This is a genomic window from Bacillus cereus group sp. BfR-BA-01349 (genome assembly GCF_022663795.1).
Taxonomy (GTDB): domain Bacteria; phylum Bacillota; class Bacilli; order Bacillales; family Bacillaceae_G; genus Bacillus_A; species Bacillus_A cereus.
The window spans coordinates 1-26,323 of sequence record NZ_JAKUGE010000067.1 but is presented as its reverse complement, the minus strand read 5'-3'; the positions used below and the strand labels follow the sequence as shown (position 1 = coordinate 26,323).

Here is a 26,323-nt window from a genome sequence, read left to right as displayed (position 1 = left end):
AAACTAAAAGGATTGTCCCCTGTGCAATACAGAGTTCAATCCTTAGTAGCTGCTTAATATATTTGTCTAATTTTTTGGGTTCAGTTCAGTATGTGATAGTCTGTTTTTTCTTATTTAAAGTTAGAAAAATAGTTCATGGTATAATTTATTAGTCTGTAAACAGTATTTGGAGGGAAAATGATGTCTATGTTTGAAGAAGAGAAAGTAATTTATACAAAAAGATTATTCATGAGGAAACCAATTGTAGAAGATATTGATCAGTTTTATAACATATTAAAAAAAGATACTGTTGGCAAATGGCTGGCTAAATCAAGAGGAATGTCGAAGGAAGAAACAAATGACTATATCGGGCAACTTATCTTACATTGGGAACAGTTTGAATTTGGAGTATGGTTGTTATTTAATAGTGAAACAGGAAAGCTTTTAGGACATTGTGGTTTAAGAAAGGTAGATGAAACAGGTGAAATAGAAATTATGTATCTCCTTGACCCAGAACATTGGAGGAATGGGTATGCATTAGAAGCAGCAGAGGCTTCCATTAAATATGCAATAGAGACTTTGAATGTAACAAGAATAATTGCTAGAGTTAAAGTAGAAAATGAGAGCTCGAAAAAACTTTTACGAAAGCTCGGGTTTATATATACCCATGAAGTTGATCATAGCGGGCGCTTATTATCATATTTTGAACTCCATACATCATCCAAAGAATTCTAGACATTTCATATGTGTTTTCATTGTTAAAAAATAAAATTATTACTAAAATTCCAGTGTGAAATTTATGTAGAATCTTGTATAATTAACGTGTTTCTATGGAAACATTTTTTGTGCTATTTATATAGGACTTAATAGAACAAGTAAGGAAATACATACATGTATATAATAGATAAATAGAATGGAACATGTATAGAGAAAAAGGAGAGAAAAGATGACGTGTCAAAAACAAGGGTTACAATTTAATAACGATAGAAAGAGGGACAGAAGATGAAAATGAAGCATGCTTTTGGTCCTATAATTTTAGCGTGTGTGCTTTTTTTCATTATCATTCTAATCCCATCGAAAAGTTTAGTGTCGCTTATTAGTGATAAGAAGGTAGAAGATGCGGCAACTTCTTTACAAAAAGAGAAATTACAAAGTGTTTTCTTACAGCAAAAAATGTTAGAGAATTCACAGTATTTACCGATGTACGGTTCATCAGAATTTTTACGAATGGATGCATATCATCCGTCTAATTATTTCAAAGTAAATCCAGCTGGTTTTACACCGTTTTTAATTGGAACTGGTGGTACACAAAGTTTAGCTCATATTTTAAATATGACATCTACTATGGATGAATTAGAAGGTAAAAAAGTAGTCTTTGTTCTTTCACCACAATGGTTTACAAAGACTGGTGTATCACAAGGGGATTTCACTAATAATTTCTCCAAACAACAAGCATATCATTTTATTTTTAATGATGAGATAAATCCAGAAATGAAGAAGCAAATCGCGAAACGGCTATTAGATTATAAAGTTGTTCAAGAAGATGATATATTAAAAAATTCATTAGAAGGTATTGTATATAATGATACGAAACATAACATAAAAGCAGGTTTAGTTAAACCACTTGCTTATATGCATCGAAATATTTTAGATCATAGAGATTTATTTAACTCTTTATTTAAAATCGAACCGATGAAAGAGAAAACAAATATCGGACTGCGTTCAATTTCTTGGGAAGACGCACGTAAACACGCAGAACAAGAAGGGAAAGCGGAGTCTACTACAAATACATTCGGAATTGAAAATCCGTATTATCATAAGAATAATCTGAAGAAAAAACTAAAAGGTTTAAAAAACTTTAGAGCAAATGAAACATATGATGAATCACCAGAATACGATGATTTACAAATTATTTTAGATTTATTTAAAGAGAAAAATGTCAAACCACTCTTTATTTCTGTACCTGTAAATGGGCCTTGGTATGATTATACTGGCTTCCCGAAAGAACGCCGTGAAGTGTATTATAAAAAAGTTCGAGAACAGGTTGAGAAAGCAGGATATCCAGTAGTTGATTTCTCTGGTCATGAATATGATAAGTATTTCTTAAAAGATACAATTCATTTGGGCTGGAAAGGTTGGATTTATTTTGATGAAGCAGCGCAGAAATTTAATTCTGAGAAATAAAGTATAGAAATCGGAATGGCTATGAGCCGTTCCGATTTTTTTAGTATAGAGGATTTTGGTGAGGACAATTTGGGAATGCATGTATATCTTGAACCTGTCTATAATCATAATGTTTCATTGTGAACTGGGCTTGATAAAGGTATTCATACACATATAATTGACCATCGTGCGCTGAACATAATACACCAGAAGTTCCTTGCCCATTTATGAAGGAAATACCGATAGGGCGTCCGATTAAGTATGGTATTTTTTGCTGCCAATGCATAGAGGAATCACTCCTTTTTGAGATAATATACGAAAGAAATGATTGAATGGTTGCTTATCCATGTAAATGTAGATGGAAAGGTGTTATATAATTCCTGAAGATTAATATAAATAAAAAACCGCTATAACTCCAAATGAATTTATAGCGGTTTTTGTTATATTCTTAAGTAAGATTTTTACGCTTTTTTGTCCATTTTTTTATAACGAAGTATAAAAGTATAAGTACGACGCCACCAATTGCGAATGATTTCACATACGGACCAGCAATATCGTTAATATTCTCCCAATTTTCACCTAGTTTTTCACCTAAATAAATGAAAATAATAGACCAAGGGATAATCGCAAGTGCTGTTAATGTAGTGAAACGTAGTAATGGCATTTTTGTAATACCAGCAGGAATTGAAATCGCATGACGCACTACTGGAATGAAGCGTGCTGTAAAAATGACGCCAGTTCCGTAACGATTAAACCAATCTTCTGCAGCATCTATTTGTTTTTTATGTATGAAAATATATTTTCCATAACGTTCTAATATAGGGCGTCCGCCGTATCGTCCAAGCCAATAAATAAAGATTTGGGCAATAACACCGCCAATTGTACCGAATACAACTGCGCCTATAAATGAGATACTTCCATTGAATACTAAGTATCCTGCATAAGCAAGGACAATTTCACTTGGGATAATCTCAATCATAAGTCCAAGCATAATGCCCCAATAACCTAATCCTTCAAAAAACGTTAATACTGAATGAATAAAACTACTTAACATTGTTGCACCTTCTAGTTTATGAATTTTTGAGTATAAGAACCTTTTATTTAATCACATAAAAGGTTCACCATGTGTAGATTATACCTTATTTGCATAGGGGATTGCTATTTCAACTTTTTTATGTCTCTCATAAGTATTATAGTAAAGTATATAAGCCACGTTTTCATGAAGGGTTAATGAAAAGATTATTAAAAATTTCTCATATATCAATGATAATAGACTGAAAATTAAGTATAATGGTATGGGCCTTTCATTTACAAAAATAGGAGGAGAACGTATGTATATTACAGATCCGATTTATGGACCAATCTCTATTCGTGATAGAGATATCCTTCGATTGATAGATACAAAAGCATTTCAAAGGTTGGCGTATATTAAACAACAAGGACATACTTATTTTTTACATGAGAACGCAATACATACAAGAGAAGAACATTCGATAGGTGTATATGCACTAGTAAATAAAGTGATAGAACATCTTACTGAGATTGGTGACATACATTTATCGAAATATGAACGAAAGCTAGTATCTACTGTAGCCCTTCTACACGATGTTGGACATGGGCCATATTCACATTTTTTTCAGCAAATATCGGGTGAAAATCATAGTGAGTGGACGGTACGAATCATTCAAGAGGACGAAGAAATACGTACGATTTTAAATCAAACACCTAGATTATTAGATGATGTAACGAAAGCTTTAACAGAAGATGGAGTTTTTCCAATTATAGATGAGCTCTTATTTAATTCATTAGGAATGGATCAATTAGATTTTTGGAATAGAGATTTATATTACTCATCGCTTGAATTAGAAGGTTTACAGATAGAAGGATTGATTGCTAACATGCGTTTAATTGACGGTAAACTTGTTATTGAAGAATCGGGAATCCCCTTCATCGAACAATTAATGAAAATGAAAGAAGGGCTTTACAATAATGGATTTGGCCATCCGTTTGTGATAGGAAAAGATATATTGCTGCAAACAATTTTTAAAATGATAGAGGAGAAAAATCTTTCGTTCTATACTCCTGAACTTCAAAACTTCTTTCATAAAGGAGAGAAGTTAGAAGTAGAAGACTTTCTTCCGTTACAAGATGAAATGATTTTAAATGAAATACAGTGCTTTGCAAAATCAGATGATGTTGAAATAGTATCTTTAATTCAACTTTATGTTTCAACAACTAAAAGTTTATCATTTCAAAAAGGAGTGGAGGGTGATTTTAAAAAGGAAAATAACAATTTAGCGATAATAACTGAGAAAAAGGCGTACAGTTCATATGCAGGTGGTATTTACGTCCATAGTGAGGGGCAGTTAGAGGACATTTTAGAGAAATCAAATTTCATTCAAGAGATAGTAAATTTGCCTAAAAAAGAATATGCCTATTCAATTTGATTTGGTTCGAAAATAAAAAATGAATGAGATGGAAACGTAAATTTAGAGGAGGGAATAAAATACATGAAACATAAAATTGCTGTACTGGCAGATGTACATGGAAATGCAACTGCTTTAAAAGCAGTTATCGAAGATTCTATGAAAGAAGGTGTGACTGATTATTGGTTTTTAGGAGATTTAATTATGCCTGGTCCTGGATCGAATGATTTGTTTGAAATATTAGAAAGCATTAACGTTGATACTTATGTACAAGGAAACTGGGAAGATAGTTTTCTTGACGTTCTTAATAAAAATATTGATATTGATAACGCAACTGATATTTATGTTTCTAGATTAGTTCAGTATCAATGTGAAAACCTGGATGAAAATTATATTAAGCATGTTAAAAATTTACCATTACATATAACAAAACAGGTTAATGATTTATCAATCAGTATTAGTCATAATCTACAAAATAAAAATTACGGAGGAGATTTGTGGCCCACTAATAATCAGGAACAGTTTGATCGGCTATTTGATCGTGATTATGATATTGCGATTTACGCTCATACCCACCATCAATTGTTGCGCTATAGTAGCAATGATCAATTAATTATTAACCCAGGAACAGTTGGACAACCTTTTTACAAGTGGAATAAGCTAAATTCTGACTTGCGTGCTCAGTATGCAATTCTTGAAATTGATGAGGCAGGGATTACTGATGTGAGGTTTAAAAAGGTTTTTTACGATGTAGAAAAGGAATATAAAAATGCCATGAATAAAAATCTTCCTTACATTGATTTATATCGTGAGCTGTTAGAGACAGGAAAAACTCATACGCATGATATTGAATTATTACAAGAAATTAATGACAAATATAATTATAAAGATGAAGTAATTAAGTTTATCGAGAAAATCTGATAGGAATTTAATAGAAAGAAATGAACATTGTTGAATGTTAGGTTAGTAATGATTTTTACATAATACATAATCAAGAGTTATTTTATAATGAAACTTAGATGTAAAATGATTTTTGTATTTTATATTGATTGAAAACAAGCATCCCCCTGTCCTAGGTATATGACGGGGGGATGCTTGTTTTTTTAAGGCTTCACATCTAAGTTCTGTAAAAATAAAGTTGCTGTTACGTAACGCTTTGCTAACATTTGTACATAAGCGGTATGTACAGAAAGGGTCGCAATAATAATAGCGTTACGAATTGCTTCGCGTTGTTCGTTATTAATTTGATCGAACTTACTTGCGATTTTATCAGCTTTTTCTTTTACGATGTTTTCAATTGTATGAACGGTATCTGTTGCATTCAATTGTAAGCAATTTCCTTGATTGAGTTCTTCAAATAGAGAAGAGTATGCTACATATAAATGAACAGGATTGATTAAATCATCACTTCGATCAGCTGGATCATTTACAATAAGGCGTAATAGCTTACGAATGGATTCAAAATCAAGTGCTGTTTTTAAATCTTCGACAATAAATAGTAAGGCTGCTTGTTCAATTGAATATTTTTTCCCTTTTTGAGGAGAGCCAATCATTTCTTTTATATCTCGTTTCACCCAGTTTTGCATAGCAGTTACAGAGAAACTTGTGTTTTCAATCTGATTGCCAAGCGCAACTATTTCATTTAAAGAAAAACCGACATCAGTATCGTCAATTTTAATCAGCTTTTCAAAAATAGGTGAAAGTGCGGTAGTAATAAAAGCTGTAACGCTTTGTCCGCTTTCAATATCTTTTTTATGTGACTTTGCCCAAGCTTCTTGTAAAATACCGAGAGGCTTTTTCGTATTCCATCCTCTTAGTGATAGAAGAAGGGTAGCCATTTCGTTTCGTGTGAGATGAAATGTTTCCATCTTTTCACCTCCAAAATAATAAAAAGTTCTTATGAACTTATAATATGTTTGGTTTCATTTAAAGTCAATTCTGTTTTGCTTAATTTTTCCTTTGTGACCAAACTGTTGAAAGTAAATAATACTTGCATATTTCGACAAAAGTTCATATAATAAGTTCATAAGAACCTTTAAAATGTTTTTAAAAACAAATCTATCATTCTGAATTTACTAGAAAGATAGATTTCACATATATCTATATAAAAGGAGAATGGATATAATATGTTGAAAAAACTTGTAGCAGTAATGACAGCATTCATGGTTATCTTTGGGGCTAGTAGCTTTATGTTCGTAGATCATGCAGCAGCGAAAAGTTACAAATCTGGTAAAAAATCATTTACACCAAGTTCAGGTCAAAAGTCAAAAGTTGATTTAAACAAAAAAGACTCAAATGTAAATTCTCAAAAAACGACTCCAGATTCAAAAACGAAAGCAACAAACACGGCACCAAAAAGTAATAAAGGAAGCTTTATGAAAGGTTTATTACTAGGTGGTCTTGGTGGTTTACTAATGGGTAGCTTATTTGCAAATATGGGAGCTCTTGGTTCTGTATTAGCGTTTATGGTAAATATGTTAGTAATGGCTGGTATCGTAATGTTAGCAGTTCGTGCATTTAAATACTTCAAAGACCAACGTAAGAAGAAGGCAGATGAAGTAGCATGGAAACAATAAAAATTTCTGAACAAGAGCTTATAAATGCGCTTTGTATATATATCGCTGAAAAAAGACAAGTGGGTCCAGAAGAAGTATTAGTTGAACTCATGTATGATGACGACTACGGTTTCTCTGCGGAAGTAGAGGTAAATGGTCGCCAGCAAATTTTAATTCAAGCAAACTTAATCGAAGCTTTACGCTTATTGCTTGACAGAGAATATAATGTCAATCCATTCGCAGCGAGATTACAACTTGAATTAGATGATGAAGAAGGCATTTACGCATTAGCGAAAATTAATAACTCAGATGAGTAGAGAAGAGAGCTGTTGAGAATAATCTCAGCAGCTCTTTTTAGTATGTGCATATGTAGATGAGTAATCACGCCAAATTTCATTCATCTTTCGTCTACCGATATCTACCATCGGATTAAACTGAATTGCAGCTTTCTGACGAACAAAGTGAACGTTTTGAATGGCGTGAGATAATTGTTGGTCGACTATATCACGTTTTTTGCTTGCATATTTAGCAATAGATAGACCTGCAACTGTTCCTTGCGCCATCGCAATTTTTCCGCTTTCAATGCCTGTAATATTGCCGGCTACAAATAAACCAGGAAGAGGGGTTTCCATTGTTTCGGAATGGAGAGGAACGTGTCCGCCTAATTCTGAAATGTAATGGAAGGGACAACCAGCTACAGCTGCAAGTTCGGCAAGTGGGTATAATCCTCCGGCAATACAAACAAAATCTGCTTCATATATTTTCTCTGATCCATTAATAACATTTCCTTTAGAGTCAATATTAGCAATACGTACACCTTCAACTTGATCTGTTCCGATAATTTCAAGAGCTGCTTTCCGAAGGTGAAGTGGCGTTCCGTTTATTTTCATTCCGTTGTTTGGATAGAATGTTAATCCAGCTTTTCGAATCCAATCAAATTTCATAAAGTGGCTACCTATTCGCAAGAAAGCAGAAGGTGCGAGGTGAGCTGCATTTAAAAGAGAGTTTAAAACTTCTTCAGGTTCACCAGCTTTTTGACTTAACTCGCTTTTCTCAGGGAGTACAATATGATCCACTGTAATTCCCGCTAATTGCAATTCACTTAAAATGGCGAAAGACAAAATGTTAGCACCAATAATAATTCCTTTTTTTCCAACTTGCACGCGATGAACATTTGTCATAACTTGAGCTGCTCCAATTGACATCACTCCTGGAAGTGTCCAGCCAGGAAGGGGAATAGAATATTCCGCAGCTCCAGTAGCAAGTAGTACGAAAGGTGCTTCTAACGTACCGATATTAGTATGTACAAACCAATTGTTTTCATCTCTATCTAAATTATAGACCGAAACACCGCACCTGATATGTACTGAAAGTGATTCTGCTTCTTCATGAAGTCGCTTCGATTCTTTTATTCCGTTCCACCATTCTCCAGTAGGCTCTTGATGCAACTGTCCTAACAATCTCCCGCCTGGCTTCATAAATTCATCAATAACGAGCACTTTTAGTCCGAAACGAGCACAAGAAATAGAAGCAGATAATCCCGCTGGCCCTGCACCAATAATAATTACATCACTCATCGTTTTTTCACCATCTCTCTCACGATATTCGGATGCTGTTTCCCGCTTTCAACAACCATGTTTTCTTCTACAACAGTTAAGCATGCGCGTACATTTGTTTGATTATTTACTGTCATGCGGCATTCGGAACAGTGCCCGATATTACAATAAATACCTCGCGGTGTTCCGCTATCTTCATGAACTCTTAATGTCCGTATTCCATTTGCTAACAGGGCAGCAGCTATCGTTTCATGTTCATATGCTTCGTATTGATGACCGTTAAATTGAAAGGTAATACGCTTACTACTTTGTAAAGTGCCTAAAATAGGGTGATGTGTAATTCTACTCATTTACTTTCACCTACCGATCCAAAAGTAACTGCACGTATTGGTGGTTGATATTTTAACGGTAGTTCATTAAGAGTTACGTCAGGATTCGCATTTTCAATCATTCGATCTATCATTATTCTGCATGTGCGACCACCGCAAAATCCCATGCCAGCACGTGTTCTTAGTTTTAATTCTCTTGCCGAGCATTTATATTCAGCAATTGTCGATTGAAGTTGCCCATATGTAACCTCTTCACAACGACAAACGATTAAGTTGTTTTTATTTGTCATGTGTATTCCTCCTCTAGTTCGGTTTTCACAAATTACATATGCAAAAATCATGCCAATATAGAGGAGGAGAGGGCTATCTGTAAATGCCTGATCGGTGCATACTGCTTCTTTATTGAAGTCCAAGTTTCTTTAAACGGTTATATAAAGTAGCCCTTGTTACACCAAGTTGTTTTGCGCATTCTAATTTATTCCCATTTAAAATTCGTAAAGCCCTTTCGATAACTTTTTTCTCATGCTCATCCATCTCTTCTTGTAAAGAAAGGATTGTATTATTGTTGCTGAGTAATAGGGAATGGGCTGTATGGTTGTCTAAAGTTTCAGTCGTATGAAATGGTAAATATTCTTGTTTTATAATTCCGTCTGTTGCGAATACCACAAGCCGTTCAACAACGTTTCGAAGTTCGCGAATATTACCTGGCCAATTGTAATGAAGCAGTTCATGCATAATGCTTGAAGGTAAGTCACGAATTGGTCTGTTATAGTTGATTGAAAAATCGTTTAAGAAAGAATAGGTTAATTCAATAATATCCTCGCGTCTTTCGCGCAGCGGTGGAATCTGCAAGCTAACTACATTTAAGCGGTAATATAAATCTTCTCGGAAAGTTCCTTTTCTCATTTCTTCTTGTAAATCACGATTTGTAGCAGCGATAATACGGAAATCAATATTAATTTCTTTTTCACCACCAACTCGGTAATACTTTCGCTCTTGCAGTACACGTAACAGTTTTACTTGCATATCAAGTGGCATTTCACCTATTTCATCAAGAAATAAAGTACCGCCTTGCGCGAGTTCAATTTTACCTTTTTTTCCTTTACTATTTGCTCCAGAAAACGCCCCACGCTCGTAACCGAATAATTCACTTTCAAATAATGCTTCTGGAATTGCCCCGCAGTTAATCGAAATGAAAGGCGCCTTCGCTGCTTCACTTGCTTCATGAATTGCTTTCGCAAATACTTCTTTTCCAACTCCGCTTTCCCCAAGTATTAAAACAGTTGATTTCACCGAACAAACTTTTCTAGCTAATTGTATCGTTCTTTGTATAACAGGACTTTTTCCATTCATCGCAAGGAATGGATCGGATTCATCTTTATACTTTGCCACTTCTTGTTCTAAACGGTGCATTTCATGTGACATATTAAATAGTTTTTCATTTAAAGCGACTTGATTTGTAACATCTGTTTCTGAAACGACTGCTCCTATAATTTCATCATTACAATAAACTGGATTTGAATTAATTAATACGAATAAATCGGGACGAGGCTGATGGAACTGAGCGACTATGCTTTTTCCATCATGTAAAGATTGTAAAATTTCCAAGTCTTTATAATCAAAAAAACGAGTAATCGGTTGCCCAATAATCTCATTATGGTTGACTGAAAATATTTTTTCAGCACCATCTGTCCAAGTTCGAACGCATTCTTTACTATCAATTACTGTAACAGAAGAGTCAGTTGTTTGTATTACAGTGTCATAAAATGACTGTAGTTCATTGTAGGACTTATAAAGAAATGGAATCATTTGCTGAGAAGTTATACAGCATATCGGCTCATCGTTTTCGTTAAGGATGATAACAGCTAATTCATAAGAAAAAGCGTCAATTAATGCAGTGAATGAGTCATCTACATAAATAATTGCGCAATTATATTCTTCTGTAGTAGAAGGGAGGTAATAAAACCTTTCGTTTATTTTCTTAATGGGATCAAGGCTACATGTATGATTGATTAAAACGCTTTCCAAAAATTCTTGTATAGTCGGAAATGAGAATTCCATAATGTCCTCCTGTTATGTATAAAAATTTTGACAGTGATAAAAAAATAATACACCTATTTACTATGAATTTAAAATATTTTTACAAATAAAAATATTATTTATAAAAATTGTATATGTACAGAATTGGCACGTCAATTGCATAAAAAGAAAGTGAGAGGGCTAGGAAAGGAGGAGTATATTGTGAGGCACTGCGACGTTTTAATTATAGGTGGTGGAATAATAGGGTGTTCTATCGCTTATTACACTTCAAAATACGGAAGAGACGTAACAATCATTGAAAAAGGGGAATTTGTCAGCGGGACGTCTTCACGGTGTGATGGGAATATTTTGGCCATTGATAAAGACCCGGGATTTGATAGTCAAATGTCTTTAGTAAGTCAAAAATTAGTAACTGATTTAAGTGAAGAATTAGAGCATTCATTTGAATATAGGGCACCAGGAAGTATTCTCGTATGTGAGTCAGACGAAGAGATGGAAGCTGCGCAGCAATGGGTAAATCGGCAAAAAGAAGCTGGATTACCGTTTCGAATGCTTGATAGGCAAGATATAAGGGAAGAGTCGCCTTTTTTTGCTGATGATTTATTAGGCGGTTTAGAATGTGCGACGGATTCAACTGTGAATCCATATCTCCTTGCTTTCTCGCTTCTGTCAGAGGCACAAAAGTTTGGCGCAAAAGCTTTTAAGCAGACGGAAGTAAAGAGTATGGAAATAGAGACGGATGGTTCATTTGTTGTAGAAACTACGAATGGAACTTTTACAGCACAACAAGTTGTAAATGCAGCCGGTGTGTGGGCTCCTAAGATTGGTCAGATGTTAAATATAAATATACCAATTGAACCGAGAAAAGGGCATATTATTGTAGCTTCAAGGCAACAACACGTAGGATGCCGTAAAGTAATGGAATTCGGTTATTTAATTTCTAAATTTGGCGGAAAACGAAAAGTGGATGCTTTAACTGAAAAATACGGGGTTGCGCTCGTATTTGAGCCTACTGAAAGTCAAAATTTCTTAATTGGTAGTAGTCGTGAATTTGTAGGATTTCATACGAGGATAAATAATGAAGTCATTAAATGTATCGCAAATAGAGCAATTCGCTTTTATCCGAAAATGGCAGATATGATGGTAATTCGTTCTTACGCTGGTTTACGTCCGTGGACAGAAGATCATTTACCGATTATTTCACGAGTGGAACATATTCCGAATTATTTCATTGCCGCTGGACATGAAGGTGATGGGATTAGTCTTGCAGCAGTTACTGGAAAAGTAATTGAAGAGTTATTAAATGAAAAAGAGACAATTATTCCTATTGAACCACTTCGTTTGAGTCGTTTTACAGAAAGGGTGTTAAACGGATGAGGTCACAAAGAGTCTTTACGACGATTGATACACACACAGGTGGGAATCCAACGAGGACATTAATTAGTGGACTTCCAAAGTTGATTGGAGAGACGATAGCAGAGAAGATGTTACATATGAAAAAGGAGTATGATTGGATTCGAAAATTGTTAATGAATGAACCGCGTGGTCATGATGTAATGTCAGGAGCATTATTAACAGACCCGTGTCATCCTGAGGCTGATATAGGTGTTATATACATAGAGACAGGTGGATATTTACCGATGTGTGGTCACGATACAATCGGTGTATGTACAGCGTTAGTTGAATCAGGTTTAATTCCGGTAGTTGAACCGATTACTTCTTTAAAACTAGATACACCGGCTGGCTTAGTTGAAGTAGATATTGCTGTTCAAGATGGAAAAGCAAAAGAAGTATCTTTCTGTAACATACCAGCTTTTTTATTGAAAAATATTACTGTACAAGTGAAAGACATTGGAACTATAGAGGCTGATATTGCCTATGGAGGGAATTTTTATGCCATTATTGATGCGAAATCAGTAGGTCTAGAATTAGTACCAGAAAATGCATCTACAATCATCGATAAGGCGATTCATATAAGGAACACAATTAATGAGAAGTTTGAAATCACTCATCCAGAGTATTCGTTTATAAGAGGATTAACACATGTTGAATTTTATACAGATCCTACTCATGAATGTGCGCATGTGAAAAATACAGTTGTTGTACCACCAGGCGGAATAGATCGATCTCCATGCGGTACAGGAACATCTGCGAAGCTAGCTGTATTATACGCTCAGAAAGAAATCGAGATTGGTGAAGAGTTCATTCATGAGAGTATCGTTGGTTCTTTATTTAAAGGATATGTCATGAATACGACACATGTTGAAAATATTGAAGCTGTCATAACGAAAATTACGGGATCAGCTTGGCTTATGGGTATGCATAGATTTTTTTACAATGAAATGGATCCACTTAAAGAAGGATTTTTGCTAATTCCGCCGATGGAACATGAAACGGAGGATATAAAATGAACATTCAAAAAATGTATACAGCAGTAGACGTACATGTAAATGGCGAGGCATTTCGTGTAATGAAAGACGTACCATGCAAATACTACTACAGTTTGGAGCAATTAAATGAACAATTTTCAGGTGAATTAGCAGAAGAGATGAAGCTTTTATTAAATGAACCACGTGGTTTTATCGGTTTGAATGGGTGTATTGTCGTTCCATCTATCTATAATGAAGTGGATGCAGCTGTATTATTTTTTAATCATGAAGGTTCGGTTCCGCTTCATTATGGAGGCATTGTTGCAGTAATAACGATGTTACTCGAAAGTAGGTATTTAAAAAAGAGAGAGTCCAATCAATACAAAATTGAAACGTTATGTGGAATATTTTTAGTTCATGCGTATGTAGAGAATGATGAAGTTATATCGGTTTCGTTTGAAAGCAAACTATGCTATATGATTGAGAAAAATTTACAGGTTGGTAATGTAAGTTATTCTCTTATACAAGCAGATAAAGTATATGCAGTTGTAGAAAAAGGTGCGTATTCGCCAGAAATTCGCATGGAAAACATTTCTGAATTGAAAAGATGGGGAGAAGCTACACTGCAGGCTATACAAAAACAGTCGCTAATAAAAAGGCTTATTTTAGTAGATCCTTCGCAAAAAGAAAAGAACCATATAAAATCGATTACATTTCATGAAGATAACTTTATCGTACGTTCGCCAGGTTTTGTTTCTACTATTGTATCCTATGTTCATGCGTTATTTAAAAATGATTATATGGCGGATAAACCTTTTAAAAATGAAAGTATATTTAATAGTTTTATAACTGTGGAAAAAGTGAAGAAGGAGGAACTAGGATACATTTTCCGTTTTGAAAGTAGAGGATTTATTACAGGGATGCAGACGTTTCTATTAGACCCTACGGATCCATTTCCGGCAGGTTTCTTATTAAAATAAAATGTGATAAGGAGAGATAAATATGCAAAAAATTAAAGGGGCATTCCCAGTATTAATAACACCGATGGATGAATTTCAGGAAATTAATTGGGATGGGGTAAAGCAAAATGTAAATTACTTTATCGAACAAAACGTTGCAGGTATCATCATTAATGGAAGTACAGGAGAGTTTGTAAGTTTATTAAAAGAAGAGCGATTTAAAATGGTAGAAACCGTTTTGAAAGAAATTGATGGCCGTATTCCAGTTATTGTTGGAACTGCTGCGGAAACGACGAAAGAAACAATTGAATATACGAAGCATGCAGAAGCACACGGAGCGGATTGTGCATTAATTATAAACTCTTACTATTGTAAACCGAAGGAAGAGGAGATTTATTTTCATTTTAAAGAAATCTCAAACTCTGTAAATATACCAATTATGTTATACAATAATCCATTTACTTCTGGTGTTGATATGAGTACAGAGCTAATGCTCCGTATTGGAAAAGAGTGTGAAAATGTTACACATATTAAAGAATCTAGCGGAGATATTCGAAAAGCGAGAGATTTAGTAAGACAAAGTGAAGGGGCTTTCCAAGTCTTCTGTGGTTCTGAAGATTTAGTTATGGAATCATATTTAGTTGGTGCCTCGGGATGGGTTTCAGTAGCAGGAAATATCGTTCCCGGTCTCGTTACAAAAATGTATGAGCATTTTCAAAATGGTGAATTAGAAAAGGCGTGGGAAATAAACGATGCTATTTTACCACTTTGCGAGTTTCTTGAAGGATCAGGGAAATATGTTCAAATCGTTAAACGTTCTATGGAATTACATGGGCAAGCGGGAGGACCTTCTCGCTATCCAAGACTAGGGTTAACTGTAGAAGAAGATCAAAAGCTTCAAACGATTTTATCAAATATTGCAGCTCATGCAGCTGTTTAAATAAGGAGGACATAATGTTAAAGACAAATATTGAGCTGAAACCAAAAGTGGAAGCGTTTTTAAATGAAGAAATTAAAATGTTTATTAATGGCGAATTTGTTTCTGCTATTGGCGGAAAGACGTTTGAAACGTACAATCCAGCAACAGAAGATGTTCTAGCTGTCGTATGTGAAGCGCAAGAAGAGGATATTGATGCTGCAGTAAAAGCGGCAAGATCTGCATTTGAATCTGGCCCGTGGGCAGAAATGACTACTGCTGAAAGAGCGCATCTTATTTATAAATTAGCAGATTTAATTGAAGAACATAGAGAAGAATTAGCGCAACTAGAAGCTTTAGATAATGGAAAGCCATACCAAGTAGCACTTGATGATGATATTTCAGCGACTGTAGAAAATTATCGTTATTACGCAGGATGGACTACAAAAATTATTGGGCAAACAATCCCGATTTCAAAAGATTACTTAAATTATACGAGACATGAACCTGTTGGTGTTGTAGGACAAATTATTCCGTGGAATTTTCCGCTTGTTATGTCTTCTTGGAAAATGGGAGCTGCACTGGCGACAGGTTGTACGATTGTATTAAAGCCAGCAGAGCAAACGCCTTTATCTTTACTATATGCAGCGAAACTCTTTAAAGAGGCTGGATTTCCAAACGGCGTTGTAAACTTTGTACCAGGCTTTGGTCCTGAAGCAGGGGCTGCAATTGTAAATCATCACGACATTGATAAAGTTGCTTTTACAGGATCTACTGTTACAGGAAAGTACATTATGCGTCAGTCTGCAGAAATGATTAAGCATGTAACGTTAGAGCTTGGCGGAAAATCACCAAATATCATTTTAGAAGATGCGGACTTGGAAGAAGCGATTAATGGTGCATTCCAAGGTATTATGTATAATCACGGTCAAAATTGTAGCGCAGGATCACGTGTGTTTGTTCATCGTAAACATTATGAAACTGTAGTAGATGCACTTGTGAAAATGGCGAACAACGTAAAACTTGGAGCAGGTATGGAGAAAGAAACGGAAATGGGTCCACTCGTATCTAAGAAACAACAAGAGCGTGTGTTAAATTACATTGAGCAAGGGAAGAAAGAAGGCGCTACAGTTGCGGCTGGTGGTGAACGTGCACTTGAAAAGGGTTATTTCGTTAAGCCAACTGTATTCACAGACGTTACAGACGATATGACAATCGTTAAGGAAGAAATATTTGGACCAGTTGTTGTTGTTCTGCCATTTGATTCGACAGAAGAAGTAATTGAACGAGCGAACAACTCATCCTATGGCCTTGCTGCGGGTGTATGGACGCAAAATATCAAAACGGGTCATCAAGTGGCAAATAAATTAAAAGCAGGAACAGTATGGATTAATGATTATAACTTAGAAAATGCAGCTGCACCATTTGGTGGATATAAACAATCTGGTATTGGCCGCGAATTAGGTTCATATGCGCTTGATAATTATACAGAAGTGAAAAGTGTTTGGGTAAATATAAAGTAATAGGGCGTTTTACTGATAAAAATTGAGGGATGAAATAATGAAAGATGCGGACAACTAGAAAGTTTGATAATAGTTGTCCGTTTTTTTTATATACAAAATTGCTTTTCAAAAGAATGATAAGGGGGATTTGGATGGAGAATTTAGTAGAATGGTTAGTAGGGCAAGTGTGGAGTATCGGTTTAGTTGTTTTTGCATTAGGGGCAGGCGTATATTTCACGATTGCAACACGCTTTTTGCAAATCCGTTATTTTAAAGAGATGATTAAACTATTATTTGAAGGAAAGAGTTCAGAGACGGGAATATCATCTTTTCAGGCATTTTGTTTAGCCTTATCAGGAAGAGTTGGAATTGGTAATATTGCAGGGGTAGCGACAGCAATTGCTTTCGGCGGTCCTGGAGCTGTATTTTGGATGTGGGTAATGGCTTTGTTAGGGGCAGCGAGCGCGTTTGTAGAATCAACATTATCTCAAGTATACAAAAGTAAAATAGGGAATGAATATCACGGCGGTACTCCATATTTCATTGAGAAAGGTTTGAAAATGAAATGGTTTGCAGTCATTGTAGCAGTAGTTGTAACACTTTCATATGGCGTTTTATTACCAGGTATTCAATCTAGTAGTATCGCAGTTGGATTTGAAAACTCTAATGGTATTAGCAAATATATAACTGGTATATTTTTAGTCTTGTTACTAGCAGCAATTATTTTTGGTGGTGTAAAGAGAATTGCTGGCGTTTCTCAAATGCTTGTTCCATTTATGGCAATTGGTTATGTAATTGTTACATGTATCATATTAATTGCGAATGTAACGGAGATTCCAAGTATGTTTGCTTTAATTTTCTCTAGCGCATTTGGTGTAAATGAAATGTTTGGTGGAATTGTTGGTGCAGCTATTGCATGGGGCGTAAAACGCGCTGTATTTTCAAACGTTGCTGGTGTCGGAGAAGCGACGTATAGTTCGGCGGCTGCTGAAGTATCGCATCCCGCAAAACAAGGATTAGTTCAAGCGTTTTCCGTATATATCGATACAATTGTCGTATGTACAGCGACAGCTCTTATGATTTTAATAACAGGTATGTACAATGTTATACCTGAAGGGAAAACCACCATTGTACAAAACATAGGAAATGTGGAAGCTGGTCCAATTTATACACAACAAGCAGTTGAAACTGTGATAACAGGGTTTGGTCCAATATTTATTTCAATTGCGATTTTCTTTTTTGCATTTACAACGTTACTCGCTTACTACTATATCGCTGAAACAACACTTACTTATTTAGATCGTCAACTGAAGTATGGCTGGTTAAAACCAGTTTTAAAATTTGGATTTTTAATTATGGTTTATATCGGTAGCGTTGAATCAGCGTCGCTTTTATGGAATCTTGGAGATTTAGGAATCGGTAGTATGGCATGGTTAAACTTAATCGCAATCTTACTTTTAAGTAAAACCGCATTAAAAGTGTTAAAAGATTATGAAACGCAGAAAAAAGAAGGGAAAGATCCAGTATTTAATCCTAAAAATGTGGGGATTGAAGGATTAACATTTTGGGAAGAAAGAAGTAAAGAGGTTGAAAGAAAAAGTTCTAGAGAAAAAGTTATTGTAGATGATAATTTAAAATTATAACTTAAATTAACTGAAAATTCTTAATTTAAAAGAAGGTATATTACCTCCATTTCATCACATACTACAATAGGTATGGATAATATGACTGGAGGGAATAAGATGGAACATGAGCAACATAGTTCGATAAATGATATTCTACATCATTATAAAGAAGGTATAGGTAGTTTTACAAATCAAATTCCTGAAATCGCTGAGACATATAATGCGTTCACGCAAGCTTGTTTTCCAGAGGGTGCTTTAACAAAAAGAGAAAAGCAACTTATTGCATTAGGAATTAGTTTAGCAACGCAAGATGAGTATTGTACAATTTATCATACAAAAGGTTGTCTTGATCAAGGATGTTCGGATAAAGAGATTCTGGAAGCATGTGGTGTTTCAGCAGCATTTGCTGGCGGAGCTGCGATGAGTCAAGCGGTAACTTTAGTGCAAGAGTGTTTAACAGAACTGAAAAATCAAAAGCATTGAATAAAAAAACGTTTTAAACTTTATGTTTAAAACGTTTTTTATGTGAAATTAAATTTGAGTATAAAAATTATCTAGGATGGGTTCAATTTATGGTTATACAATAATGGGAGAATTTTAAATTTAGTAGGAATGAGAAATAACAACTATTTATTTAGTTTTAAGGTTTTGTAAAAAGCTTCAATTGTTTCATATAATCAATGGCTTTTGTTTTGTTTTTCTGTTTAGAAACATACATACAAATTTTTATCGTTTTCAATTTAATATTCTATATCTTCATAAATAGATTTTTCTACATCAGGAAGAACTGTGTATATACTCTTACCGATTAAAGCTTCTAATTCTTTCTTAATCGCATAAAACCCTTTCCAATGTAAAGATGTATGAGATGTTGTACCATGACGCAAACCAACAGAAATTAATCTTCTTTCCAGCGTAGTAAAGCCATCCGCATCAGCAAGAGCGTCACAAAGAGTAATTACTTTATTGTATAAATCGTAGTTACAATGTTCATTTAATATTTCAACTAACCGGCTTCTCATATGGTCAGGAACGAGACTCCATTCCGCTGCGATATCTATATGTTCATTTTTGCATGGGAATGAGTGTGTCACACAAATAACAGCGTTTCCTGTATACCCTAAATCATTCATATACATATAACCATCATAGGAATGAATGACCGATTTGGTAAAACCTTTGTATCTTCCGATATCATGCAAAAGGGCAGCGTTATATGCTATGTCAGCATCTAGCTTGTACCCTTTTTTTATAAGTTCTATAATTATGTTTTCAGTTGCATGAGCAACATGTAGTGAATGTTCAAACCAAGGGCCCGGGTTTTGTTCATATGCCCATTCGAGTAATTCTTTTGCGTATGTTCTATCTAATATATATTTCATATCGTTATCCTTTCACAAAAAATCATATCTTACTATAAATTCCTCTTATTATTTCATTATTCCTTCTTTAAAAATTGTTACAATGAAACAAAAGGGGGAAAAGTAATGCGAAATTTAGTAATTGAAGAAATTAAGAAACTAGAAAATGATATAGAAGAACTTTCGAAACTTTTGAAAATGGTTGTAAATGATGGGGCATCAATTGGTTTTTTGCCTCCACTGGAACAAAAAGATGCAACAAAGTATTGGCAAACAGTATTAGCGCCAGAAGTGATATTGTATGTGGCTAAAATAAACAACGAAGTAGCAGGGAGCATTCAATTACAGTTAGTTACAAAGCCTAACGGAATTCATAGAGCTGAGATTTGCAAATTAATGACTCATCCAAACTTTAGACGTAACGGTATTGGACGAGCACTTATGCAAAAAGCAGAGGAACGAGCAAAGCAAGAAAACAGGTCTCTTTTAGTATTAGATACAAGAGAAGGAGATCCTTCCAATAAATTGTACAAATCACTAGACTACCAAGAAGTTGGAACAATACCAGGGTATGCAATTTCTCCGAATGGAAAGTTAGATGCTACGGTTATTTATTATAAAAACATTTAAGGTATAATCAAACGGGGAGAGTGCTTAATTATTAGTAAGTGAATAATAAACGACTATTTTTAACACCGTCTATATTTTTCTGGCGGTGTTAAAATAGTTAATTATAATCTAATTAACGCACTAAATGAATTTGAGAAAGTTTTTAGAGGGTTCTTTTAGTAATGATTCTCGTCTTATAATAAATGTAGAGAAGATGACTAGCCAACTATAGTTATTTTCGCTTTATTATGGGAAGGGGATGAAAGAATGAAAAAGAATAGTTTACAAAAGATGAAGAAAGTTATTTTAAGTGGTGGCGTATTACTTACGGGATTATTAACATTTGGATTTTCAGAAAAGGCTTCAGCTCATGGATATGTAGAATCACCAGCGAGCCGATCTTATTTATGTAAGCAAGGGGTAAATGTAAATTGTGGACCGATTCAATATGAACCTCAAAGCGTAGAAGGAATAGGTGGATTTCCGCAACTAGGACCTTCTGATGGACAAATTGCAGGGGCTGGTCATTTTCCCGCTTTAGATGTTCAAACTGTAGATAGGTGGAAGAAAGTTACGTTAAATGGCGGGACGAATACATTCAAGTGGAAACTAACGGCTCCTCATAGTACGAAAGAGTGGAAATACTATATTACGAAAAAAGGTTGGAATCCCAATAAACCTTTGACGCGATCAGATTTAGATTTAGTGCCATTCTATGTAAAAAATGACGGTGGAGCTAGACCAGGGACAACAGTAACGCACGAAGCAAATGTACCAACTGACCGTAGTGGATACCATCTTATTTTAGCTGTTTGGGAAATTGCAGACACTGGAAATGCGTTTTATCAAGTTATAGATGTAAACCTTTTGAATAATGACTTATCCTCAAATTTCGCTTTTAACAATGTAGTGCAAGCTCCTACACTATTTTAATTGAAACATACATTTCGATCATCTAATTCATTTTAGATGATTTTTTTTATGAAAATGATGAAAAATATAGAAGAAAGTGCAATTATTTATAAAAAAATATGCTTTAAATATTGTCATATTTGCTTCTTTAAGATATCCTTTTCATGAAGAGGTGGAAAACATGGAAAAAGTACTAGTTTTCGGGCATAAAAACCCAGATACAGATGCAATTTGTTCTGCAATTGCTCATGCAGAATTGAAAAAAGAATTAGGAATGAATGCTGAGCCTGTACGTTTAGGCGAAATCAGCGGTGAAACTCAATTTGCGTTAGACTATTTTAAAGTAGAAGGACCGCGTTTTGTTGAGACAGTAGCAAGCGAAGTGGACAACGTTATTTTAGTTGACCATAACGAGCGTCAACAAAGTGCTAACGATATCGAATCAGTTCGTGTGTTAGAAGTTATTGACCATCACCGTATTGCTAACTTTGAAACAAGCGATCCTATATACTATCGTTGTGAGCCAGTTGGCTGTACAGCTACAATCTTAAACAAAATGTACAAAGAAAATGGCGTAACAATTCGTAAAGAAATTGCAGGTTTAATGTTATCTGCAATCATTTCAGATTCTTTACTATTCAAATCTCCAACTTGCACAGAACAAGACGTAGCAGCTGCTCGTGAATTAGCGGAAATCGCTGGTGTAGATGCAGATAACTACGGCTTAGAAATGTTAAAAGCTGGTGCTGACTTAAGCGGAAAAACAATGGAGCAATTAATCTCTCTTGATGCTAAAGAATTCCAAATGGGTAATGCGAAAGTTGAAATCGCACAAGTAAACGCTGTTGATACAAACGACGTTCTTGTACACCAAGCGGAACTTGAAAAAGTAATTTCTGCAGTAGTAGAAGAAAAAGGTTTAGACCTATTCTTATTCGTTGTAACTGATATCTTAACTAACGATTCTGTCGGTCTTGCGATCGGTAAAGCAGCAAACGTTGTTGAGAAAGCATACAACGTATCACTAGAAAACAATACAGCTACTTTAAAAGGTGTTGTATCTCGTAAAAAACAAATCGTACCAGTATTAACAGAAGCATTCCAAGCTTAATCGTATTGCGTACAGATGAACAGTAAGGACAAGTAGTCAGATTGGCTACTTGTCCTTTTTTATTTATAATAAGCAGAAATTTTTAATTTTTAAACAGTCGCATTGTGTATGCTTAATGATATGGAAGTATTGAAAAGTAAATTACAGGGGCTTTTTGAAAAAATATTGAATCTGTTTCAAAATTAGAGAGCTGGATTTCGGAGGAACTGCGTTTAACTTTTTAGAAGAAAGGATATAAAGTTTTGATTAACGAATTAAAATAAGGATAGCGTTAGCTATCCTTATAATCGTTTATTCGTAAGATTTTTTCTTGTTTATATAAAATGTGATTATCGTAGTAATGAAGAAAATAGGTATCGCATACACTTGCCCAACAAATAACTTCCAGCCGACATAATTATAGCCTTCAGATGCTGGGATGATAACGGAAATAACGCAAACGATAAAATAGACTAATAGTGCAGGGATAATATTTTTCATTTTTATGAACCTCCTTTATTGTTTTATTAATACATTCTAGTATTATAATTTACCTTCATTATTTTGAAGAAAAAATGAAAAAATTTTTATGGTATTATAATATTTGCAATGAGAGTAATCTATAGTACGTATATGGTAAAATGTGTAATTTTAACTTTCAGAATTATTATATAGTATTTCGAGAGAAAAATGTACAAAATAACGAATTTTATTTACCAAAGTAAAGGGAGTAGAAATATATATGAAAAGGCTATGTATAATTCCATGTGGAAAAAAGAAAATTTGGGATAAACATTCAGACTACGGACCGATGGAAGCAAAAGATGTATATATTAGTCCGTTCGGAAAAGCATGTCAGGCGTACGCAACTATGTTTTTCGAAAACTGGGTTATATTATCAGCGAAACATGGATTTTTAAGACCAAGTGATATTGTATTAGAAAACTATGATCTTGCATTTGATTCAAAAAGCGATGAGGTAATAAGTATAGAGCAATTACAAAAACAGATGGTAGATAAAAGTTTACTACAGTTTGACGAAATCGTCTTATTAGCAGGGAAGAAGCATAAAAAAGTAGTGACAAAGTTATATCCAGAAGAAATGATTACATATCCGCTAGAGGGGTGTAAAGGAATTGGGTATATGTTGCAGAGGTTGAAAGAAGCTGTGAAGGAAGGGGAGGAAATATAGGTGTAGTTTCAGTGATTTTAAACTCTATTTATTTAGGGAGCTGAAAAGTAAAATAGAGTTTTTAGGCATCGCCGAAAGGGTGGTGCTTTTTTGTTCGTGTCGTCATTCATGTAAAAGTAATTTAGAGAATAAATCATTCGATTTATGAAGCGATAGCTTTTTTATATCGAAAACAAATTGCATCACTTTTAGAAAATATAGGACGTATGGGCACAGTTAAGATTGCAAGTGGGAATAGCAATAAGACAAGTTTTGAATAAGATATTAAGAAAGGAGATGTTGATGAATAATGGCTAGATATAGTTTGCACGGAGGACACAATAGTATTGTTCAAGGTGCTAATTTCGGGAATCGGAAAGAACACGTTCTAGATAGGCAAGTTAAAGATGCCGTGGTGGCTAAGTTAAGAGCCCTAGGACACACGGTTTATGACGATACGGACGAGGTAGGGGCAACTCAATCACAAAATTTAAATAATATCATTCGGAATAGCAATTCCCATGCTGTGGATTTAGTTATTTCTTTTCATCTTAATGCAAGTGATGGAAATGGACAGGGTGTTGAGGTTTTATATTATGATCAGAAAGATTTGGCGGCTAAAATCTCAGCTCAACTAGCAAAAGATATTGGATGGCGTGATCGAGGTGCGAAACAACGTACAGATTTAGCGGTATTAAATGGAACGAAGGCACCGGCTATTCTTATTGAATTAGGGTTTATTGATAATGAATCCGACATGGCAAAATGGAATGTTGATAAAATCGCTAATTCTATTGTATTTGCTCTTACAGGACAAACTGGAGGAGGTGCAGCGAATTTGCTCAAAGTAAAAACTGGTGGTGTAGCATTTAGTAATTTACAAGATTTGGCTCAATCTATGGTTGATGCGGGTATTGATGGACAAATTGTCGTTCAAAAAGATGGCATTGGTTATGCTATAACGAATGGCTATCCGTCCGGGAATATCGATAAATTTACAGCTTGGTTAGATGCACGTAAATGGTACTATGAGTACGTGAGATAAAACGAAAATTGGTTTGATTAAAAACTAAAAATTGTCTTATTTTTAGTTAACAAGTATATTAAGTAACTATAAAAATATGGACAATTTATATGTAAATTAGTACACAAAACCACCTGTCAGAAAGGTGGTTTTATTTATCAAGCTATTTGCGGGAAGTAAAATTCTCACCTCAAAATTCGGATGAAGCTAAGAAATTAGGTGGGAATTACACTGCTCGTAGCCTCCTACTAATTATCGTTTCACTTTATATAGTTTAGAGTTTTGTAAATCTTTACTTATTAAACCCGTAATAATATTTTGTTTTCTCAATACATAAGCCGAATTTTAAATTATTACCCAATAATATAATACCTCTCATACTATTTATTAGTTGATAATAACAAAAAAACAAGCTTTGAATATAATAATGAAAAAGGAGATGTTAAATAATGGGTTATATTGTAGATATTTCGAAATGGAATGGCGACATTAACTGGGATATCGCAGCACCACAATTAGATTTCGTAATTGCACGTGTGCAAGATGGTTCAAACTATGTAGATCCTTTATATAAAAATTATGTACAAGCAATGAAAGCAAGGAATATTCCGTTTGGTAATTATGCGTTCTGTCGTTTCGTTTCAGTAGAGGATGCACGGATAGAAGCAAGAGACTTTTGGAACCGTGGTGATAAAAATGCAACAGTTTGGGTAGCTGACGTAGAAGTAAGAACAATGAACGATATGAGAGCGGGTGCACAAGCTTTTATTGATGAATTACGCAGATTAGGAGCTAAGAAAGTCGGTGTATATATTGCTCATCATATGCATGCTCCATTTGGAATGGCAAATGTCAATTGTGATTTTGTATGGATTCCTCGTTATGGTGGTAACAAACCGGCGTATCCATGTGATATTTGGCAATACACAGAGACAGGCAATGTGGCTGGTATCGGCAAGTGTGATTTAAATAAGCTGATTGGAAATAAGCCGTTAGCTTGGTTTACAAATCAAATTGTTGAGCCGATAAAAAAACAAGAAGGGGTTGGAATTATAGTGAATAAATATAACAAAGTAGTTACTTATGAATTTGGTGTAAATTTAATTTCTGACATGATTCAAATGATGGATAAGCTTGGATATACTTCTAAAATAATATCTCGTGGAGATAACCAAGGGCTTGTGTATTTCGAAACAGATTATCGTCAAGGGAACGAACTGGACAAAGCGACTGCTTGGTTAGATATGAAAGGAATTAAATATTTTTATACAAAAGAGTAGTTTGCAAAAATAAGAGCCGTCATGTGACGGTTTTTATTTTTATTTAATCTTTTAACTCTACTTATAATATGGAGAAAATAGACTAATAAACAAGCCTTTGTATACTTTCAAACATAGAATATGATGAATTCTATCAAGGAGGAAGCATATTTATGAGAAATACTTGTCATTGTGGACATTTTCAAGATTGTAATAAATTTTGGGATGATTTAATGTTTGGGAGATGTAGATGTAAGCGCAATGATTTTCACGAGTGTTGTTGCAAAGAGAAACCGAAGTGTGAGTGTGAAAAATGTCATTGTAAAACAAAAGCGAAATGCCATTGTAGGCATGAAGAGGAAGGGTATTAATAATAAAAAAGAGTACGATTGGTATTATCCCCTATAGGTAGACAGTAAAAAAAGAGTCCATCTGATATGATGGACTCAATACTGTTTTATCTGGAGGGGATTTTTTT

Annotated in this window: 29 protein-coding genes; 20 read left to right on the top strand and 9 right to left on the bottom strand. The window is 34.6% G+C overall.

Features of this window, described 5'->3' with window-relative positions; all coding sequences use genetic code 11:
- The first annotated feature begins 180 nt into the window (after nucleotides 1-180).
- Together MR169_RS25470 and dltD are read left to right on the top strand one after the other, a co-directional pair.
- A complete protein-coding gene (locus tag MR169_RS25470; RefSeq protein WP_000061611.1) occupies nucleotides 181-714 on the top strand; it encodes a GNAT family N-acetyltransferase in 534 nt (177 codons plus the stop codon).
- Between the two features lie 267 nt (nucleotides 715-981).
- Nucleotides 982-2,163: a D-alanyl-lipoteichoic acid biosynthesis protein DltD gene (gene dltD, locus MR169_RS25465; RefSeq protein WP_242320244.1), complete on the top strand. Its 1,182-nt coding sequence runs from the start codon at nucleotides 982-984 to the stop codon at nucleotides 2,161-2,163.
- Between the two features lie 40 nt (nucleotides 2,164-2,203).
- Here the strand turns inward: dltD and MR169_RS25460 are convergent, their stop codons facing one another.
- Complete coding sequence (locus tag MR169_RS25460; RefSeq protein ID WP_016118070.1) at nucleotides 2,204-2,428, bottom strand: hypothetical protein; 225 nt, start codon at nucleotides 2,426-2,428, stop codon at nucleotides 2,204-2,206.
- 162 nt (nucleotides 2,429-2,590) lie between these two features.
- Nucleotides 2,591-3,196, bottom strand: coding sequence for an undecaprenyl phosphate transporter UptA (gene uptA, locus MR169_RS25455; RefSeq protein WP_000952914.1), 606 nt, complete (start codon nucleotides 3,194-3,196; stop codon nucleotides 2,591-2,593).
- 277 nt (nucleotides 3,197-3,473) lie between these two features.
- On the opposite strand from uptA, the gene MR169_RS25450 reads away from it, so the two are divergent.
- Nucleotides 3,474-4,589, top strand: a complete 1,116-nt coding sequence (locus tag MR169_RS25450; protein WP_137074142.1) for an HD domain-containing protein — start codon at nucleotides 3,474-3,476, stop codon at nucleotides 4,587-4,589.
- 63 nt (nucleotides 4,590-4,652) lie between these two features.
- Nucleotides 4,653-5,489 carry a metallophosphoesterase family protein gene (locus MR169_RS25445; protein ID WP_000680867.1) on the top strand — a complete coding sequence of 279 codons (837 nt, stop codon included), beginning with the start codon at nucleotides 4,653-4,655 and terminating at the stop codon, nucleotides 5,487-5,489.
- Nucleotides 5,490-5,671: 182 nt separating this feature from the next.
- On the opposite strand, the gene MR169_RS25440 is transcribed toward MR169_RS25445, so the two are convergent.
- Nucleotides 5,672-6,436 (bottom strand): DUF1836 domain-containing protein, encoded by a 765-nt coding sequence (locus tag MR169_RS25440; RefSeq protein ID WP_000447231.1) that lies wholly within the window; start codon nucleotides 6,434-6,436, stop codon nucleotides 5,672-5,674.
- A 258-nt stretch (nucleotides 6,437-6,694) separates the two neighbouring features.
- Here MR169_RS25440 and MR169_RS25435 point away from each other — a divergent pair, with 258 nt between their 5' ends.
- Together MR169_RS25435 and MR169_RS25430 are read left to right on the top strand one after the other, a co-directional pair.
- Complete coding sequence (locus MR169_RS25435) at nucleotides 6,695-7,144, top strand: hypothetical protein (protein WP_000914478.1); 450 nt, start codon at nucleotides 6,695-6,697, stop codon at nucleotides 7,142-7,144.
- Nucleotides 7,132-7,440, top strand: a complete 309-nt coding sequence (locus MR169_RS25430) for a YxcD family protein (RefSeq protein ID WP_000447748.1) — start codon at nucleotides 7,132-7,134, stop codon at nucleotides 7,438-7,440. Before MR169_RS25435 ends, MR169_RS25430 begins: the two co-directional genes overlap by 13 nt.
- Before the next feature lie 24 nt (nucleotides 7,441-7,464).
- On the opposite strand, the gene MR169_RS25425 is transcribed toward MR169_RS25430, so the two are convergent.
- From MR169_RS25425 to MR169_RS25410, 4 genes are all read right to left on the bottom strand, one after another.
- Nucleotides 7,465-8,700 (bottom strand): NAD(P)/FAD-dependent oxidoreductase, encoded by a 1,236-nt coding sequence (locus tag MR169_RS25425; RefSeq protein WP_016118067.1) that lies wholly within the window; start codon nucleotides 8,698-8,700, stop codon nucleotides 7,465-7,467.
- Nucleotides 8,697-9,029 carry a (2Fe-2S)-binding protein gene (locus MR169_RS25420; RefSeq protein WP_000087074.1) on the bottom strand — a complete coding sequence of 111 codons (333 nt, stop codon included), beginning with the start codon at nucleotides 9,027-9,029 and terminating at the stop codon, nucleotides 8,697-8,699. Before MR169_RS25420 ends, MR169_RS25425 begins: the two co-directional genes overlap by 4 nt.
- The gene (locus tag MR169_RS25415) at nucleotides 9,026-9,298 is read right to left on the bottom strand and encodes a (2Fe-2S)-binding protein (RefSeq protein WP_086392499.1); all 273 of its coding nucleotides are present in this window, start codon (nucleotides 9,296-9,298) and stop codon (nucleotides 9,026-9,028) included. The genes MR169_RS25420 and MR169_RS25415 overlap by 4 nt, the downstream gene beginning before the upstream one ends.
- Before the next feature lie 109 nt (nucleotides 9,299-9,407).
- Nucleotides 9,408-11,069, bottom strand: a complete 1,662-nt coding sequence (locus MR169_RS25410) for a sigma-54 interaction domain-containing protein (protein ID WP_000395822.1) — start codon at nucleotides 11,067-11,069, stop codon at nucleotides 9,408-9,410.
- A gap of 180 nt (nucleotides 11,070-11,249) precedes the next feature.
- Here MR169_RS25410 and MR169_RS25405 point away from each other — a divergent pair, with 180 nt between their 5' ends.
- From MR169_RS25405 to MR169_RS25375, 7 genes are all read left to right on the top strand, one after another.
- Nucleotides 11,250-12,425, top strand: a complete 1,176-nt coding sequence (locus MR169_RS25405) for an NAD(P)/FAD-dependent oxidoreductase (protein ID WP_016118066.1) — start codon at nucleotides 11,250-11,252, stop codon at nucleotides 12,423-12,425.
- Complete coding sequence (locus MR169_RS25400; RefSeq protein WP_001257519.1) at nucleotides 12,422-13,459, top strand: proline racemase family protein; 1,038 nt, start codon at nucleotides 12,422-12,424, stop codon at nucleotides 13,457-13,459. The genes MR169_RS25405 and MR169_RS25400 overlap by 4 nt, the downstream gene beginning before the upstream one ends.
- Nucleotides 13,456-14,397, top strand: coding sequence for a proline racemase family protein (locus MR169_RS25395; RefSeq protein ID WP_001025573.1), 942 nt, complete (start codon nucleotides 13,456-13,458; stop codon nucleotides 14,395-14,397). Before MR169_RS25400 ends, MR169_RS25395 begins: the two co-directional genes overlap by 4 nt.
- A gap of 22 nt (nucleotides 14,398-14,419) precedes the next feature.
- Nucleotides 14,420-15,316, top strand: coding sequence for a 4-hydroxy-tetrahydrodipicolinate synthase (gene dapA, locus MR169_RS25390; protein ID WP_001169457.1), 897 nt, complete (start codon nucleotides 14,420-14,422; stop codon nucleotides 15,314-15,316).
- 14 nt (nucleotides 15,317-15,330) lie between these two features.
- A complete protein-coding gene (locus tag MR169_RS25385) occupies nucleotides 15,331-16,815 on the top strand; it encodes an aldehyde dehydrogenase family protein (protein ID WP_000920976.1) in 1,485 nt (494 codons plus the stop codon).
- A 131-nt stretch (nucleotides 16,816-16,946) separates the two neighbouring features.
- A complete protein-coding gene (locus MR169_RS25380; RefSeq protein WP_242320243.1) occupies nucleotides 16,947-18,437 on the top strand; it encodes an alanine/glycine:cation symporter family protein in 1,491 nt (496 codons plus the stop codon).
- Nucleotides 18,438-18,509: 72 nt separating this feature from the next.
- Nucleotides 18,510-18,902: a carboxymuconolactone decarboxylase family protein gene (locus tag MR169_RS25375; protein WP_481746825.1), complete on the top strand. Its 393-nt coding sequence runs from the start codon at nucleotides 18,510-18,512 to the stop codon at nucleotides 18,900-18,902.
- A 257-nt stretch (nucleotides 18,903-19,159) separates the two neighbouring features.
- Here MR169_RS25375 and MR169_RS25370 read toward each other — a convergent pair whose 3' ends face one another.
- A complete protein-coding gene (locus MR169_RS25370; RefSeq protein ID WP_000874109.1) occupies nucleotides 19,160-19,801 on the bottom strand; it encodes an HD domain-containing protein in 642 nt (213 codons plus the stop codon).
- 105 nt (nucleotides 19,802-19,906) lie between these two features.
- On the opposite strand from MR169_RS25370, the gene MR169_RS25365 reads away from it, so the two are divergent.
- The 3 genes from MR169_RS25365 (at nucleotide 19,907) to ppaC (ending at nucleotide 22,412) form a co-directional block, all read left to right on the top strand.
- The gene (locus tag MR169_RS25365) at nucleotides 19,907-20,410 is read left to right on the top strand and encodes a GNAT family N-acetyltransferase (protein ID WP_001245249.1); all 504 of its coding nucleotides are present in this window, start codon (nucleotides 19,907-19,909) and stop codon (nucleotides 20,408-20,410) included.
- 246 nt (nucleotides 20,411-20,656) lie between these two features.
- Complete coding sequence (locus MR169_RS25360) at nucleotides 20,657-21,322, top strand: lytic polysaccharide monooxygenase (protein WP_242320241.1); 666 nt, start codon at nucleotides 20,657-20,659, stop codon at nucleotides 21,320-21,322.
- Nucleotides 21,323-21,437: 115 nt separating this feature from the next.
- On the top strand, nucleotides 21,438-22,412 hold the full coding sequence (gene ppaC / locus MR169_RS25355) for a manganese-dependent inorganic pyrophosphatase (protein WP_481746826.1): 975 nt from the start codon (nucleotides 21,438-21,440) through the stop codon (nucleotides 22,410-22,412).
- A 291-nt stretch (nucleotides 22,413-22,703) separates the two neighbouring features.
- Here the strand turns inward: ppaC and MR169_RS25350 are convergent, their stop codons facing one another.
- The gene (locus MR169_RS25350; protein WP_000789486.1) at nucleotides 22,704-22,892 is read right to left on the bottom strand and encodes a DUF4017 family protein; all 189 of its coding nucleotides are present in this window, start codon (nucleotides 22,890-22,892) and stop codon (nucleotides 22,704-22,706) included.
- 241 nt (nucleotides 22,893-23,133) lie between these two features.
- On the opposite strand from MR169_RS25350, the gene MR169_RS25345 reads away from it, so the two are divergent.
- The 4 genes from MR169_RS25345 to MR169_RS25330 all read left to right on the top strand — a co-directional run bounded on the left by MR169_RS25345 (nucleotide 23,134) and on the right by MR169_RS25330 (nucleotide 26,253).
- Nucleotides 23,134-23,583 (top strand): DUF6884 domain-containing protein, encoded by a 450-nt coding sequence (locus tag MR169_RS25345; protein WP_000824872.1) that lies wholly within the window; start codon nucleotides 23,134-23,136, stop codon nucleotides 23,581-23,583.
- 289 nt (nucleotides 23,584-23,872) lie between these two features.
- Nucleotides 23,873-24,607, top strand: a complete 735-nt coding sequence (locus tag MR169_RS25340) for an N-acetylmuramoyl-L-alanine amidase (protein ID WP_242320239.1) — start codon at nucleotides 23,873-23,875, stop codon at nucleotides 24,605-24,607.
- A 428-nt stretch (nucleotides 24,608-25,035) separates the two neighbouring features.
- Nucleotides 25,036-25,866 (top strand): GH25 family lysozyme, encoded by an 831-nt coding sequence (locus MR169_RS25335; RefSeq protein WP_242320238.1) that lies wholly within the window; start codon nucleotides 25,036-25,038, stop codon nucleotides 25,864-25,866.
- Between the two features lie 216 nt (nucleotides 25,867-26,082).
- On the top strand, nucleotides 26,083-26,253 hold the full coding sequence (locus tag MR169_RS25330) for a hypothetical protein (RefSeq protein WP_179864235.1): 171 nt from the start codon (nucleotides 26,083-26,085) through the stop codon (nucleotides 26,251-26,253).
- The last annotated feature ends 70 nt before the right edge of the window (nucleotides 26,254-26,323 follow it).